The following is a 15380-nucleotide window of genomic DNA, read 5'->3' as shown; positions in this document are numbered from 1 at the left end:
ATTCGAGCGGTACACCGTCCACCTGGGCATCGTCATTGCTGTGGACACACCCTTGGTCGCTACCGTCCAAAGCGACGTTGCCGGGCAGCATATGAGGACAGGGCCTTCCAGACATCACGTACGCGAAGTCGAGACCAATGCACACCGGTGAAATACAGTTCGGCGTACGCACTGTGCAGAAGGAGGAAGCCAGGCGCTCGCCGCTGTCCCGACGTGCGGATGATGAGGTCGAGCGGCGGCAAGTCAGCTACTTCGGAGTGCTCGAGGAGCGCTCGCGCAGTGAGGTGAGAGGCAAGTTGGTCGAGTGCCCCTCGATAGTTACGGTGTACCGCCAGCCATCGACGGAGCGCGTCTGCCACCTCCTTCTTTCCAGAGTCACCTGCCGCGAAAGTTACCCTGAGCCTGCTGGATCCCCCCTTCTGGCTGGCGGCGGTCCTTGGCCCGAGGCCGTCCGCTGCGAGAATCTGCCGCTCATCTGCAGCACCGACCGTGTGAACGTCGATCGCAAGCCGGGCCTGCAATGCCGCGAATACCTCGCGGCAAAGATGGTCAGTGGCCCAGCGGCGTGGCAAGTCGCTTCCAGCCGGCGTGGACGAACGCCAAAAGGTCACGTATTCAACGCCGGCTCGCTGGCAGCATTCAACAAGGGTCAGCAGGCCGTCCCTTTTCGATCCCCGTCGTCGATGGGGCCAGATGTTGCTTGCCACGCCCTCGTCGGACAGATCATCGAGAACGACTCCTACATGGCGAGGCGCGACCTCTGGGGGAAACGGGCGCTGGAACAGACGTGAGCCAATCTGTTGCCATGGACCGGACAGCGTGCGGGCTAGTCGCATCATGCGCCATGATCCAATGGAGTGCTGCTTAACTTCGTGATCTCGGCCAGCACCAGCTCGACGCCTTCGTTCACCGCCGCATCAAGGCTTGTCGCGTGCATGTTGAGTGTGGGCCAGCCGCACCGTCTCGCAAACGTCGCGTAATGCTGCTGCGCAGCCCGCTGAAGCATCTCGTAGTTCTCGTATGCGCAGAGGGACGGGTCACCCAGGTGTTCGATCGGGCCGAGACCACGGGTGTCTTTGATCCGGCACTCATAGGCGAACCGAAGGTCACCTGTTAGGAACACTCCGAGTGAAGGCCTGCACAGGTTGAACATCATGTCGGCGAGCGTGATGTGGAGCTGGACGATTGCAGCACGAGGCATCCTCAGGTGATGGGCTGCGACCTCGGCCTGCTTGACCAGCTGTTTATAGCTGTAGGACTCCTGGATGACCACACAACCGCGCTGCAGCGCCGGCTCCACGACAAGCTTGCGTAGAAGCACGCTCGCGGCTGCCTCTAATTGCATGGCGGCGAGAACGCCGGTGCCATCGTTGAAATGAAGATTTTGAGCAATGAGATCCGCAAGGATTGCGTTATCTATCAGTCCGATATCCGGAGGCAGGAGATCGGTGCCAGCCAGGCCGTCAGCCGTTCTTGCGTCCGCGAACAGAGCGCGGACAGCTGCACCATGCATGGGTAGAAGAATGTCCCTGGCAAGTCCCGGCGGTGCAGTTTGCAGCCATTTTCGCCATGATACGACGTGGACCTCGTACCCCTCTTTCTCGAGACGAGCCACCAGGGTCGCGGTAAGGGTCGACTTGCCGACTCCATCCACGCCAAGGAGTCCGATGTCGAGTCCGTAGGGCGACCCCGAACCCTCGTGCGCACTCTGATCCGAGATGTGGGACAACATCATCCTCGACCTCCTTCGCAACGGTCCGCCAAGAGCTGTTCGCGCTCCGGTAGATGCCGTGCTCGCAAGGTAATCTTCGTACCTGTTCCGGGCCTTGTAGCGATGAGATCGCAGACGGCATCTGCCACATCGGCTGGGCGAAGGGCCGTGCCGCCCGCATCAGGTGCCAGGGCTCGCAAGAGTGGGCCGCTGACCTTGCCGGGCGCGACGCAGAACACGTCGATCCCGTGCTGCGCCCACTCTCCGGCAAAGGTGGCCACGGCGTGCTCTTGTGCTGCCTTGGCCGCGGCGTAAGAGAGCACTCGTGGGTCATGCCGCGAAGCAGCTCGTGATGTGATGACGATGAAGATTCCGCGTCGCAGCGCGAGCAAGGGCAGGAACGCCGAGCCGACGAGCACAGTGCCTCCGACATGGACAGCGGTCATACGAGTGATCCTGGCCAACCGCTCGGCAGCATGATCAGCTCCGCAGTGGAGTGGCTCGGCCTCAGCGCCACCAGCGGTGAGGATCACCACATCGAGTGGGAGAAAATGCGTCGTGATGTGCTGAGCGAGCGCACTCACCGATACCGGATCGGTGATGTCAACCGCCAAGCGAGCTTCGAGGTCCGCTTCTTCAGGAGAAGACTTGACGTCCTTGAAGCTCCTGGAAGCAACGACAACCGAATGTTCCCGCTCCACGAGAGCCTGCGCACAGGCGGCGCCGATGGTGCCAGTCCCACCGATCACCAGTGTGTATCCAGGTCCGTCACTGTGCGCTGGACTCGCTTCTGTCACCACTTCGCATCGGCGATTCGCGCGAGGGCTGGACGGGCCACCTCGTAGACGCTGTCGAACCAGACGCTGAGGCTATCCGCGTTCCGCAGATCGCGCACCTCCGATGGGGTCAGATACACCCAAGCCTCGATCTCCTGCGGGTTGGGCGAGGGCAGGCCCTCAACTTGCCCGACATAAGTGTGGTTGTACTCATGTTCGATAAGACCAGTGAAAGGATCTTTATGACGATACTCGACGATGCCGGCGAGCTCGAGGTCGCGGGTATGAAGGCCGAACTCTTCGAAGGTTCGACGGTTTGCGGCCTCGAGAGGATCTGCGCCTGGCTCGGGGTGGCCGCAGCACGTGTTGGTCCAGACACCAGGGGAGTGATATTTGGTGCTCGCTCGACGTTGCATGAGTAAGCGGCCGTCATCGCCGACCAAGAAGATTGAGAAGGCGCGGTGCCGGATCCCCGGATCACGGTGCGCAGCGAGCTTCTCCATTGTGCCGATGCTGTGGCCGTGAGTGTCAACCAGGTCAACGTAGATGGTTGAGCCGGACATGCCGGTATCGGTCTGAGGCTCGATGATCATCGGATTGCTCCTTTGTGGAAGAACGATCACACCGATCTCCCGCCCGTCGCCGGAGAATGGGGATCAAGCATTTGGATCCACGAGGGCGCCGACCACCGTCCCAGGGCGGCTTCGTCGAGAGGCCCGCCGCCTCCCGTACGAGAGGAGACCGCGTATGAGATCACGCTGACGGAAATCAGGCCAATGCCGGCGGGCGATGTGTAAAGCTGCTTCAGCTGAACTCCACAGCAGGAACCCGGACAACCGCCGCTCCCCCGATGTTCGGATGATGAGATCCGGCGGCGAGGGATGGTTTCCCATCACGGCCTCTAATGCGTCCTCGGAGATACCCGCGACAGCGTCATCGACCGTCCACCCGAGTTTCTGGCCCTCGGCTAGATATCGACATGCCGCACGAACGATCTCGTCAGGTCCTCCATAGCCGATCGCGACATTGACCGAGAGGGCCCCGTTGACGCGATATGGAAGCGATGACAGCATCTCGACAACGGCTGCAGGCAGAATTGCAGGATTGCCGATGTGGCGTACGGTGAAGCGCCCAGAATCGACCAGACTCTTCACTGCCCGGCAGATGATCGGCATCAATGCATTGAGTTCCTCTGCCTCACGCTGCATGTTCTCAGTGGACAACATCCACAGCGTGATCTCCTGAATCCCAAGGCGTTCCGCCCAGTCAGCAACCTCGACCACCTTGGCGAACCCAGCGTCGTGTCCTTGGGACGGGGTCAATCCTCGCCGCCGGGCCCACCGGCGGTTGCCGTCCATGATGAGCGCAACGTGTTGAGGGCGGGACGGAACGATGAGCCGTAACATGGAGCTTGAGAGAAGGTACTTCATAGCATGCGACGGGCGCCCCAGATGGGCACTACCTCGAAGAATGCCACCGCGTCGTCATCCCATCGGCCGCGCCAAGTCGACGCTTCGGCTGCGGCCAACTCTGCGTATTCGATGGACTGACGGGCGATCGTGTCCGCAGCCCCGGTCTCCGTGACGACCTCGCGTAGGCGAGCGATATCCTCGGAAGTCGCATCCTGGCGGCCGAGCGTGTATTCGAGCAAGGCTCTCTGCCGAGCGTCGGCCCGTTCCAGGGTCAGGGCCAGGACGTATGTCAAGCGCCCGTCGCGGATGTCAGCGTCATTGCTCTTTCCCGTCACAGACGCCGTACCGAAGAGGCTGAGGTAATCATCGCGCATCTGCCCGGAAATGCCGAACAGCCGACTGTACTTGAGGACGGTGGCCCCAAAATCGTTGGAATCGGCCCCTGCGAGAAGGAGTCCGAGCTCGATCGGTGCGAAGGCCGACGACCGTGTGGCCTTGAAGTCGGACACTTCATCCAGCGCATCAGACGTTCGCGGTCGCTCGTCTCGTTCGAGGTCGGCTGCCTGGCCGAAACAAGTAAGAATGTGTGCCCGTAGCTGGGCTCCTACGAGATCCTCACTGCGAGGAAGGCCCGTGAGGATGTCCATGGCCAGTGACGATGCGATGTCGCCTGTGAGCAGAGCCAGGCCAAGCGCGCGGGCGTGGTCACCGCCCATTCTCGTGAGGAACCGGTAGAGCGTTGACTGAACGCCCCGGCGGGTGGGCGAGTTGTCGATGATGTCATCGTGGATGAGCAGGTGTGCCTGCAGAAGTTCAATGCTCAGCGCCACTCGCTCGGCGTCGCCGGGTATCACCCCGTCAACGAGCCTCGAAGCCTCAAGAAAGAATGCAACCCGCTGTCGTTTGCCGCCGGCAAGTGCCAGCTCGCGCAGCGCCGCCAGACACTCTTGCGGGTAAGAGAAAGATCTTGGCAGTTCTTGGGTCGCCTGCAGGGAGTCGAAGTAGGACACAAAGGCCTTGTCGAACCAGGAGGCGTGCTCTCGCACCTTCGCCTCCGCGATTGTGAACCGAGAGTCCAGCTCACTCACCATCAGCGGATCACTCCCATTGCCGTAAGTCTCGCGGATAGCCCGAAATACTCTTCGAAACTCATCCGCCGGTTCATCTCAGTGTGGGACTGGAACGTATGGCTACCATTGAAAACACCGTCACGGATCTCCTCAGGCGCCTGCGCGGCATATGTCTCCATGTAGGTCTGGAGCATGTCCACGGCGGCGTACGATCGCTCCTGCCGCCGCGGCCCGCGGAGGAAGAGGGTGACCGTGTCGCGCTCCATGATGGTCTGGTGCACCTGAGTGTGCTGAAGGCAATAGCATGAGCCGGGACGCTCGACGGTGACGAGCCCAGGCTCGATCTCGGCGCTGGTGAATTCTCCGTTTAAGGCCCCCGTGCGCCGTCGCCACACATGGGTGTAGGAACCTCGCAATATCATGGTTGTGAAGCCGTACTTGTGGTCGTGCGGCATGATTTCGTTCATGCCTTGTGACACGTGCAATCGGAGGTAGATGCCCCGCGCATCGTCTCGATACAGCGTCAACCGGTCCATCACCGGATGCCGATCGCAATCGGCGAGGAGCGTCTCATTCTCCCCGATGCCCCGGACAAGGGCTCCCAGGGTGTCAGGAGAGTTGCCGAGCCGAGTGAGTAGCGAGCGACTCTTGCGGTACGCGGACCGCGGGTCATCCCAATCGATCGGTGAGGCATCGAACGACATAGACGACAGCACCCTCCCCTCGGGCAAACAGTGCATCGGCTGACACCGTCAGGCAGCGTGAATGACAGCGAGCTCTTCTAGTTGCGACCTCATCTGCCGGAGCTCCTCCAACGTGATGGGGCGCTGACCATTGGCGTGTTTGGGTTTTCCTGCCTCGGCGGGCGCACCCCAAGAGTCTGCTTGCGGAAGGAGGTCGAGAGCCGCATGCGACCGGACCTTCTCTCGTGGACCGCGGATGAACAGCGACACCGTGCCGGGCAGCATCGCTGTCTGGTGAATGAGCGGATGTCCAAACGTGTAGCATGAGCCCTCTCGTTCGACGGACGCTATGGCCGCGGATACCTGATGTGAAAGAAATTCCCCATCACCGTCGTCGCTTCGTCGCCGCCAGACATGGATGTAGCCGCCGCGGAGGACATACGCACTGAACGAATATTTGTGGTCGTGAGGCACGAGGTCGCGTGAGCCCGGCGACATATGCAGCCGAATGTGAAAGCCCTGGGGGTCGCTCTGGTGGAGAATGAGCCGGTTGATGAGCGGGTGAACCTCGCTGGCCTTCAGCCGGTCGGCGTCCAACTCTATGCTCCGGACGCGCTGTGTCAAGAGATCCTTGTCGGCAGCGAGCCGGCTCAGAATCGCTCTGGTGCGACGGTGTGCTCCGCGTAGATCCTTCCAGTCAAGGGGCTCTAATTCGTCGAGCCAATCGCTGGATGTCATGTCAGCTGGTCGCATCCATGAGCCGCAGTGGCTGCTGGGAGATCTCAAGGAGTTGCGTACGCGCAGCCGATATCGCTGCCTCGTATTCAGATTCCAAGAGAGGCTTCGCCCCTTCTATGACGCTCAGGGCCTCGCGGCTGAGAACGAGCTGGACGCCATCGGCCGAAAGGTCCAGACGGTGAACGGTGCCGGGGTGGCAGGCGTAGATACTTTCGGAATCGAAATCCCGGACGTACCATGGCTCATCGGCCTCGACATCGGCGGAGTCACGGAACGCCTCCATCGAGACCGATCCATTTAGCGTCATCACTACCGTCTTCTCCGCCGCAGTGATCGGTTGGGTCTCGCCGGCGATGTGGCGACGCAGATAGATGAAAACATCGCTGGCATCGTCCCGCGCCAAGAGCAGCACCTCTTGGCCATTGCCCCGGAACGAGCGCGACGCAAACTCGGCGTCCTGCGCCTGCCCGATGAGCGTGGCTGCAGCCACGCGTACGGGACGCAACCAGTGTTGATCAACGAATACGCTCGGGTCCGGCACATCGGTTGCAGCCGTGCTCTGCTCCAGCAGTTGTGTCACGGAACGAGAAATGATCGCAGACTCACGCATCGAGAATCCTCCTGCTCTCAATCAGGCCCTGAGAGACGAGTTGTTCTCTGACCCGACGGTACTCCTCGATCGTTAGCCGACGACCGCCCTTGTGATTCTTCCCGCCCGTCTTCGGCACCTCATACCCATCGGCTAGTAGGTGGTACATGTCCTTTGCGGCGTGCCAGTGGCTCTGGGATTTGGGCCCCCTAATGAAGATCGACACCGTACCGGGGGTCATGATCGTCTGGTGGATCAAAGAGTTCCGGAACGTGTACGCTGCGCCGCGCCGCTCGATCGCGACGATACCTGGGGTGATGTCATGTGACGTGAAGTCACCTTCGTGGGCGCCCAGTCTTCGGTTCCATATGTGGAGATATCCGCCCGCAAGAATATAGGCGCTGAACGTGTACTTGTGATCGTGGGGCACGATGTCACGGGCTTCCTCGGCAACCACGTGCAGCCTCACTTGGTATTCTTGCCCAAGGTCCTCGTGCAGCACTAGCCGGTACATCAGCGGATGCATTTCACATCTGGCGAACCTGGCCTCATCCACTTCCAGGTCATTCACCAGTTGGGACAACAGGGCCTTGTTCTCGCCGATATGTCGGGCGAGAGCTCGACATTGCCGGTGTGCGGAGCGGGCATCCCTCCAGTCGATCCTCCCGTATCTTTCGATCCAGTCATCATTCTGCCTGTTCATCCTCAACGCCTCTCGAGTCATCGTGATCGGGTGGATCTGTCCTGGATGAGCCCCCGATAAAATATGGACAGCACGTGATCAGCCCATTGAAGGGCCCAGCCGTTGCTACGGCAGAAATCCTCAGGCGGGAGAAGCGCGCTGCAATCAGGGCCACTTCGAGCGGTCCGGGCCGCTCTTTCCTGTTGATGCGATCAGGCCCGAAAGAAGTCGACCACCTGAGAATGACAGGCGCAGCAGGGGATCTCGTCCACCTATCTGCTTTCCTTTCGGCCCGTCGTCACGGCGAGGAGGTTTGGACCCGCACCAGGTCAATCTGGCGAAGTTGGTGTATCCCGTACGGGTGCATATCAATCCTCCACCCAGGGTCAAATGTTCTTGCGTCTGATGATCATGCGTGAGGAGTGTAGCAAGGAAATGCGGGATTTCGTTGTGATCTAGATCACATACACTATAGTCGAGAAATTTGATATGAGATGACATGTCAAGAGTTCAGCGAAGCTTTTCCCGCCCTGGTGGCGCTGGTCCCTGCGTGCGCACAGAGCGGTGGCTCTCGGTAAGACAGCAGTCAACCCTCTAACCCGGAGCCTTGATGCCGCCTTTCCGTGCCTCGCCCCCATGCCCAACCAACCCTGATGCACCTGGTCGAGCTCATCAGTACGCCATGGACTGCACACTGCTGCCAATGGTTGCGGTTAAGGAGGTATTTCCTCGGTCAGGCGACGAGACATGTGGTCGATCACGGCGACGTAGATCGTGGCTTCGAGCGGTCACTGCCATCCTCTGCAGTCGTGGGCCAGGCGGCTGTGTCGAGACGTTTAGCGCTTTGTGCGGTGCGCCGGGGCTATGCGGTACGGGCAAAGGGATGGGTACAGCCCCCGGAGAACGGGCGACTGTTCCCCCATCGGTTACACCGTCGAGGGGTGGACAAGCTGCACCGGCATGGCCGGTCGGTGCAGGCGCTCTCCCGGCGTCGGTTCGAGCGGGATGCCGATGGGATACACCTGGGCACGGCGCGGCGTCCGGCCGGTGGTGACGGTGCGCGGCAAGGGGCTCCGGCCGGATCAACATGGCCGCCGCCGTGGCCTACCGTCCCGCCGAGCTCTACGGCCTGCACGTCCACCAGTGGCGCAAGGGGGGAGCGCAAGTCGTCCTCCTGGACCGGTTGCCGGGATCATATGGGGACCACTCACCAGCAGTTGGGCGCACCACTGGTGGGGTGCTGGGTCAATGTGAACGTGCACCTGGACGACCGACTCGTCGACTTCGCCGCCGAGCACGCGACTGGCTGCGCATTGTCCAACTGCCCAGGACCGGCATCGACATCTGGCCGCGGTCATCACGGCCGGCAGCTCGAGCTTGGTCGAAGGACACGTCAGATTGCGTTGAGACGCTCAACCAGGCGAATCTATGCCTGAGCCAGCCTCGGCGGATCGCGTTGCTGGTAGATACCCGCCCTCTGGCCTCGCTCGAGCGTCGCCTGGGGCCGATATCTACCCATCCGTCGTGCGCATCCGGCAGAGGACATTCCTCCAGGTATCGGTCCTGCCTGCCCATCGCCTCGATACTCGTCCGCGCCGCCAGCGGCCCCTGGACAGAGATGAGCATCGTTTCCTGAAGCTTGCCACAACCTCTTTCCGCATGAAGCTTCGGGGCTGTGGAGATCTGGGGCTCAGTCTGCTGCCGGTCCGATTGTCCTCCCGTAACTCCGCCCTACCCTCGTGTTCGACCAGGACCAGCGCAGGCAACAGCACCGAGGCGACTGTCGAACACCCGTGTCGGCCATGGGGTCAACCAACAAGGCCTACGCGTGAGAGAGATCAAGGTTAGGCTTGACCGAAATCCGGACTCACGTCTATGCTCCTTACCGTCCTGAATAAGTGAAAGTCAATCAGCAGCTCTCATGTTTATCGCTGGTTGGCAGTTTATGCACTGAGGGACGGGGGAAGAGAGCTGGTGGCTGGTCTCCTTCGAGAGTCTGTTGCACATACTCCTGGCGACCGTCCACGGAAGCAGACCGTGTCAGAGGTCGCTCGTCTCCATCAATTCGGCTGATGGCACTTTGAGAGGTCGTAGGGTGATGAAGGAATGGGATCAAGGATTCGAAAGCATTCTAAGGCGAAACCTTCCCCTCCTTTCCGACAGCAATCCGCTCGAACCTGACGCGCGATTGTCAAACCTTGGCCTCGACTCTCTGCAGACGGTCTCGATGCTGGTCGAGTTGGAGTCCCACTACGAGCTCGCCATCCCGGATGATGCATTGTCCGTGGAAATTTTTGCGACCCCCTCAGACCTGTGGGCGGTCATTGCGGAACACATGCAAACCGGCTGATGGGCGTATAGGTAACGGGCGTCCCGGCTTGCGCGTTCAAGTAGGCTCTCCTGACGCGTATCTCCTGTCCATGCCCAGTTGCTCACTCCCGAACCGAATCCGTGCCGGTGGGCCAAGCAGCTCTTTGTGTACTCGTCGTGCGGTGCTGCCTTGAGTCCCGTCGGCTAGGAGGGTGAAAGCCCGTACAGCTGGTTCCCAATTCAGGCTTTTGCGGCTTGGGGCACATCAGCGGTATATCAACGGTTCCGGCGCGCTTACCGGCAGGTCCGAACAGTGGAGTAATTATGGCTAGTGGTGTCGGAATCGGCGCGGCGATCGAGCTAGACTCTCTAAGCCGGGTTTATCGGTCCCGCACTGGTTGGTTACGGCCTCGGACGAGAACGATCGAAGCCGTGAAGGACGTAACTTTGGAAGTCGGTCGCGGTGAACTGTTCGGGCTCTTGGGCCCCAACGGCGCCGGCAAGACGACCATCATCAAAATACTCTCCACGCTGCTCCTGCCCACGAGCGGTACCGCGCGCGTCCTCGGATTCGATGTCACCGAGCATCTCGCAGACGTACGGCGGCGGATTGGTTACGTCACCGGTGGGGACAAAGGGCTGTACGACCGTTTGTCTGCTTTGGACAACCTACGTTATTTCGCCGAGCTCTATGCGGTTGAACCCCGCAGGCAGCGCGCGAGGATACAGGAACTCCTTGAACTGGTTGGCCTCGCGGGGCGAGAGCGTGAGCGCGTCGGAGCATACTCGCGTGGCATGCGACAGCGTCTGCATATCGCACGCGGGCTCTTGCATCAGCCCGAGATGCTCTTTCTCGACGAACCGTCACTGGGATTGGACCCCATCTCGGCACGTGAGCTGCGAAGAACCATCGCGGATCTTTCGTCTCAGGGCACAACCATCGTTCTGACCACGCACTACATGGCCGAGGCGGAAGAGTTGAGCGACCGCATCGCCATGATCGTCAGAGGTAGGATCCGGGCCTTGGACAGACCGGAGAAGCTCAAGGCGTCCGTATCTGCCGACTCGCTCATAGAGATTGAGGCACGAGGAATGATGCAGACGCATCTCGATGCCCTCAATGAAGTTCCCGATGTGCGGGCGGTACAGCCAGAGATGCACGGTGACACGATCTTTTCGGTCTCCGTGCGGGCCAGAAGCGGGATCGACATCAACAACGTCATCCTGAATGGTCTCAAGGGCACTCAGATCGTACGGCTTGCCATGCGCGAGCCGACCCTGGAAGACGCATACGTGGCGATCATCGGTGGCGCCGACCAGGAAACGGTGGACGCGCCTTGAGGAACAGGACGACACATGTGTTACGGGTGATCGCCGCAGGCGTCCGTATCTATGCAAGCCACATGTCCCGATCTGTGTTGTCGATCGTCTTCAATGTGATGACGCCTCTCGTCTATGGCTCGATCGCGCTGCTCCTCTATCGCGGAGACGAGCCCGCAGGCCATCTCCTCCAGATCAGCGTTGGCGCCGGTTTGATGGGCATCTGGACTTCCGTGCTCTTCGGTTCGGGGAGTGCCATGCGGAACCTGAGACTGGGAGGGCTTCTTGAGTCCCTGGTCGTGACGCCTACGCCGTTCTCCTTGATTCTCTTTCCCATTACGCTGACAACCGCGATCGTCGGGACGTACGCCATGGTCGCCACCGTGATCTGGTCGGCGGTCGCCTTTGACGTTCCGCTGACGTTTCCCGCGCCGCTGACGTTCATCTGCTCAGTCCTGGTGTGTGTCCTGTCCATGGGGATGATGGGCATGCTCCTCGCCTCGACGTTCATCTTCCTGAACAACGCCAATGCGTTGATGAACGCGCTGGACCATCCCATCTGGCTGCTCTCGGGAATGCTGGTCCCGATCACCACGCTACCCGATTGGCTGCAGCCGATCTCCTGGGCACTTCCTACCACGTGGGCGGCAAAGGCCGTTCATGACTCGGTCGAGTACGGCTCGGCATTCTGGCCGATCGTGGCCGCACTGGGCGTGGGTGCCGCCTATTTCTGTCTTTCAGTGCTGGCCATCAGAAGAGTCGAACGGCTGGCCCGGAAAAAGGCCACACTTGCACTCACCTGACGACAGAAAGTAGTTGCTTTGCGAATGCTGCGTCTCGCCGGTGTCGGCGGCTTTCTGGCCTACAGGGCCTTGTTCAACTGGACCACACCGGCCGTGTTCGTGGGTTCGCTCCTGGTCGCCCCTGTTTTCCAGTTGCTGTTCTTTGTCTACCTCGGGCGCGAGATAGGAACCGCCGATGACAACTTCTACGTCCTCGGAAATGTGCTCCTGTCGGCTACGGGTGCCTGTGTTATGGGTGGCACCATGGCGATCGCTAATGAACGCCAGTACGGAACTCTGAGCGCAGTGCTGCTCAGCCCGCGCAGTCGCATCCTTCTTTGGGGCGGACGTGCTCTGCCGTACGTGGTCAACGCGCTTGGCGTCATGCTGTTCACACTGTTCGCCGCCATGCTGTTCGTCGGCATCGAGATGCCGGCCACGAAGTGGCCTGAACTGTTTCTGGCACTGCTCGCTGGCGGCTTCTCAGCGACGGCGTTCGGAATCGCGATCGGCTCCATCGGGCTGCGGCTGCGCAACACGGCGGTCGTGGCAAATGTCGGCTACACCGTAATGATCCTTTTGACCGGGACAGTACTCCCGCATGAGCGGCTTCCCGCCTGGTTGGCCGCGGTCGGCGATGTGCTGCCGCTCACTCACTCGACGGAGGCCGCACGCGCCTGCTCGGCAGGCGCTGAGAGCAGCGTGATCTTGACGTATGTATGGCAGGAGTTCCTGGTCGGCGTGGGCCACACGCTCGTCGCCGCGGTACTGCTGCGGCTGTTCGAATGGGCCGGCAGGCGAGGGAGGCTGTCCCTTGACGAAGCATGATCTCCCCGGCCTGCGCATGCGTCCCGGCGGCAGAGAACTCGCGGTGCGTCGCGCCTTGCGGCGCTCGCGCGAGGTGGATCTTGTGCGGAGCGTCTGCGAGCACGTCCTCACTCACGCCACCCTCGACGCGGACGGTGTTGCGGTCCTAGACGATCGGAACATCACTACTTATGAGGAGCTCGTCCACAAGATAGGCAGGATCCGGGCGCTCCTCCTGCGAGAAGGGTGTGGACCTGGCTCCCGGGTCGGGCTTCTCGGTTGGCGCGGCAGCGAGATGATCGCGAGCTTTCTGGCCATCGAGAGCATCGGAGGGGTGTATGTACCCATCGATGCCGGCTGGCCAGCTGCCCGCATCGCGGAGGTCTTGGAGAGCGCCAAGGTCGCGTGCCTGCTCCGGACCGGAGAAGGCCCGGAAGGCCGGGCCGAAATCGTGGATGGGAAGAAAGGCCTGCCTGAGCCTCACGCACCGTGGGTTCCGTATCGCATGGCAGGCGTCGATGCGGCTTACATCATTCATACCTCTGGAAGCACCGGCCGACCGAAAGGCACGGTCGTCGAGCACCAGAGCATGCTCAATCACCTGTGGTCCATGGTCGCCGATCTGCGTCTCAAGAAGACGGACACGGTCGGATTCACCGCTTCACCCGGCCATATCATCGCCATTTGGCAGATGGTGGCTGCACTGATGGTGGGCGGGTCGGTCGCCGTGGTCGACGATCGGGCCCTGCGATTCCCCCGCCAGCTACTGGACGCGCTGCAACGGACCGGTGTGACGACGCTCGAGCTCGTACCGACGATCCTAGGGTGGATGACGAATCAGCGGAGCCGCTCCTCGGCAGAGCTTCCCCGCCTGCGCACGGTGATCTCCACGGGGGAGAAGCTGCATCCACCGCTCGCGGCCCGGATCTGCTCGGCTTTTCCACAGGCGGAATTGCTCAACGCCTACGGAGCCACCGAGGTCTCCGATGACGTGGCCTTACACCTGGTGAGCGCATCAGATACGAACGATTCGAATATGCCCATCGGGACCCCGATCGCCAACTCAGTGCTTTACGCCTTGGTTCCGGAGGCAGATGGGTGGCGAGCCGCGGAGCCTGAGGAGGTGGGGGAGTTATGGGTGGGCGGCCTGCCTGTCTCGGCGGGTTATCTCGATGATCCGGAGCTGACACGGGCCCGCTTCTTCCGCGACGACCTGGACGAGCGATCGCCGACGCGTCGGCTCTATCGGACGGGGGATCTGGTCAGGTTCTCCAACGGCATTGCCTATTGTCTCGGACGCACTGACAGGCAGATCAAGGTGGCCGGCGTCCGTGTTGAACCGGGCGAGATCGAGGCGGTGCTCATGAGACATCCACACGTAGACCTGTGCGCCGTCACGGCTTCGGCGGAAGCCTGCCGCCCCGAGCTGACCGTCCACTACGTCACTCGTAACGAGGTTGATGAGGTCGAACTACGCGAATTCCTCCTCGGGTCACTCCCCGGCGTGGCAATCCCGCGCCGATGGATCCCACTGAACCACATGCCGATGAACAGCAGCGGAAAGATCGACTATCAACGCCTGACAAACGGAGGATGATATGAGTGCTGTGCCGGAACCGGCGAAGTTTACACCGATAAGCGACGTCGATCGTAAGACCTTCGATGAGCAGGGCTATCTAATCGTCCCGAACGCCCTCTCTGCCGATCAGGTGAGTGATCTGAATCGCGTTGTCGATGAGGTTCATGCTGATCACCAGGCGCGCGGTCTCGCAGAGCCAGATGGCCCGCTCCATACGCTGGGCGCGGTCTATCAGCGGCCGGAGATTGCCACTCTTGTTGATCTGGAGACCGTTTTTCCACACATGTGGGGTCACCTTAGCTGGAACATCTTCGTCTATCACAGCCATATCGATGTGACCACGCCAACGGGTGATCCGGATGAGCTGATCTGGGAATGGCATCAGGACGGTTACCGACAGAATGTCGACATTCCGGATGATCCGCGTCCTCGGCTCTCAATGAAGGTGGGATATGCGCTGACCGACCTGTCGGAAAAGGGCAGCGGCGCCACGCTCGTCCTGCCGGGCAGCCACCTGAGCAACACGCTGGCGAGGACCGCACCCGGCTCGGGCAATGAATACGAGCGACCGCCGGGCACGGTCGAGCTGTCGCTACGCGCGGGAGACGCATTCATCTTCGACCGCCGGCTCTGGCATGCCCGCTCGGTGAACCGCTCGTCGCTCACCCGGAAGATGATCTTCATCGCTTACACGTACCGATGGATCCGCTCCAGGGACGATGTGGACGAGAATTCGCTGGCCGGATATTGGCACGATCTGTCTCCTCTGCAGCGCCAACTCGTGGGCGATGGTGAGGATGCGGCAAATTTTCACGGAGTTTCGAGTGAGACTGGACTCTGGGACGACCGGATTCCTTTGAGGTCGCTGCTGAAGCAACACGGCCGTCTGGACCGTAGCCAGCACTACTTGCGGTAACAGGT

The 15380-nt window shown here is 61.1% G+C and carries 16 protein-coding genes; 6 read left to right on the top strand and 10 right to left on the bottom strand.

Translation table 11 applies throughout. From position 1 onward, the window contains the following. Positions 1-59: 59 nt before the first annotated feature. From AB0B64_RS10705 to AB0B64_RS10660, 10 genes are all read right to left on the bottom strand, one after another. A complete protein-coding gene (locus AB0B64_RS10705; protein WP_358176905.1) occupies positions 60-836 on the bottom strand; it encodes an undecaprenyl diphosphate synthase family protein in 777 nt (258 codons plus the stop codon). Beyond that, the gene (locus AB0B64_RS10700) at positions 836-1735 is read right to left on the bottom strand and encodes a hypothetical protein (protein WP_358176379.1); all 900 of its coding nucleotides are present in this window, start codon (positions 1733-1735) and stop codon (positions 836-838) included. Before AB0B64_RS10700 ends, AB0B64_RS10705 begins: the two co-directional genes overlap by 1 nt. Further along, complete coding sequence (locus AB0B64_RS10695) at positions 1732-2460, bottom strand: SDR family oxidoreductase (RefSeq protein WP_358176376.1); 729 nt, start codon at positions 2458-2460, stop codon at positions 1732-1734. The genes AB0B64_RS10700 and AB0B64_RS10695 overlap by 4 nt, the downstream gene beginning before the upstream one ends. A 44-nt stretch (positions 2461-2504) precedes the next feature. Then, a complete protein-coding gene (gene idi / locus AB0B64_RS10690; protein ID WP_358176373.1) occupies positions 2505-3080 on the bottom strand; it encodes an isopentenyl-diphosphate Delta-isomerase in 576 nt (191 codons plus the stop codon). A gap of 63 nt (positions 3081-3143) precedes the next feature. Further along, a complete protein-coding gene (uppS, locus tag AB0B64_RS10685; protein ID WP_358176370.1) occupies positions 3144-3893 on the bottom strand; it encodes a polyprenyl diphosphate synthase in 750 nt (249 codons plus the stop codon). 20 nt (positions 3894-3913) lie between these two features. Further along, positions 3914-4990 (bottom strand): polyprenyl synthetase family protein, encoded by a 1077-nt coding sequence (locus AB0B64_RS10680; protein WP_358176367.1) that lies wholly within the window; start codon positions 4988-4990, stop codon positions 3914-3916. Continuing rightward, positions 4990-5673: a hypothetical protein gene (locus tag AB0B64_RS10675; RefSeq protein WP_358176364.1), complete on the bottom strand. Its 684-nt coding sequence runs from the start codon at positions 5671-5673 to the stop codon at positions 4990-4992. The genes AB0B64_RS10680 and AB0B64_RS10675 overlap by 1 nt, the downstream gene beginning before the upstream one ends. Before the next feature lie 48 nt (positions 5674-5721). Continuing rightward, positions 5722-6390, bottom strand: coding sequence for a hypothetical protein (locus AB0B64_RS10670; protein ID WP_358176361.1), 669 nt, complete (start codon positions 6388-6390; stop codon positions 5722-5724). 1 nt (position 6391) lies between these two features. After that, positions 6392-7000 (bottom strand): hypothetical protein, encoded by a 609-nt coding sequence (locus tag AB0B64_RS10665; RefSeq protein ID WP_358176359.1) that lies wholly within the window; start codon positions 6998-7000, stop codon positions 6392-6394. Beyond that, positions 6993-7703 (bottom strand): hypothetical protein, encoded by a 711-nt coding sequence (locus AB0B64_RS10660; RefSeq protein ID WP_358176357.1) that lies wholly within the window; start codon positions 7701-7703, stop codon positions 6993-6995. Before AB0B64_RS10660 ends, AB0B64_RS10665 begins: the two co-directional genes overlap by 8 nt. A gap of 2056 nt (positions 7704-9759) precedes the next feature. Here AB0B64_RS10660 and AB0B64_RS10655 point away from each other — a divergent pair. The 6 genes from AB0B64_RS10655 (at position 9760) to AB0B64_RS10630 (ending at position 15375) form a co-directional block, all read left to right on the top strand. Next, positions 9760-10011: an acyl carrier protein gene (locus AB0B64_RS10655; RefSeq protein WP_358176354.1), complete on the top strand. Its 252-nt coding sequence runs from the start codon at positions 9760-9762 to the stop codon at positions 10009-10011. Between the two features lie 392 nt (positions 10012-10403). Continuing rightward, positions 10404-11312: an ABC transporter ATP-binding protein gene (locus tag AB0B64_RS10650; RefSeq protein WP_358176352.1), complete on the top strand. Its 909-nt coding sequence runs from the start codon at positions 10404-10406 to the stop codon at positions 11310-11312. A gap of 26 nt (positions 11313-11338) precedes the next feature. After that, the gene (locus AB0B64_RS10645; protein WP_358176349.1) at positions 11339-12094 is read left to right on the top strand and encodes an ABC transporter permease; all 756 of its coding nucleotides are present in this window, start codon (positions 11339-11341) and stop codon (positions 12092-12094) included. 24 nt (positions 12095-12118) lie between these two features. After that, positions 12119-12901, top strand: coding sequence for an ABC transporter permease (locus tag AB0B64_RS10640; RefSeq protein WP_358176346.1), 783 nt, complete (start codon positions 12119-12121; stop codon positions 12899-12901). Further along, positions 12888-14477, top strand: coding sequence for an amino acid adenylation domain-containing protein (locus AB0B64_RS10635; RefSeq protein WP_358176343.1), 1590 nt, complete (start codon positions 12888-12890; stop codon positions 14475-14477). The genes AB0B64_RS10640 and AB0B64_RS10635 overlap by 14 nt, the downstream gene beginning before the upstream one ends. Before the next feature lies 1 nt (position 14478). After that, the gene (locus tag AB0B64_RS10630; RefSeq protein ID WP_358176340.1) at positions 14479-15375 is read left to right on the top strand and encodes a phytanoyl-CoA dioxygenase family protein; all 897 of its coding nucleotides are present in this window, start codon (positions 14479-14481) and stop codon (positions 15373-15375) included. Positions 15376-15380: the final 5 nt, after the last annotated feature.

It is taken from the genome of Nonomuraea sp. NPDC049129 (assembly GCF_040648495.1).
Lineage (GTDB): Bacteria > Actinomycetota > Actinomycetes > Streptosporangiales > Streptosporangiaceae > Nonomuraea.
Note: the sequence above shows the minus strand (reverse complement) of the source record. Positions and strands in the feature narration are given on the sequence as shown.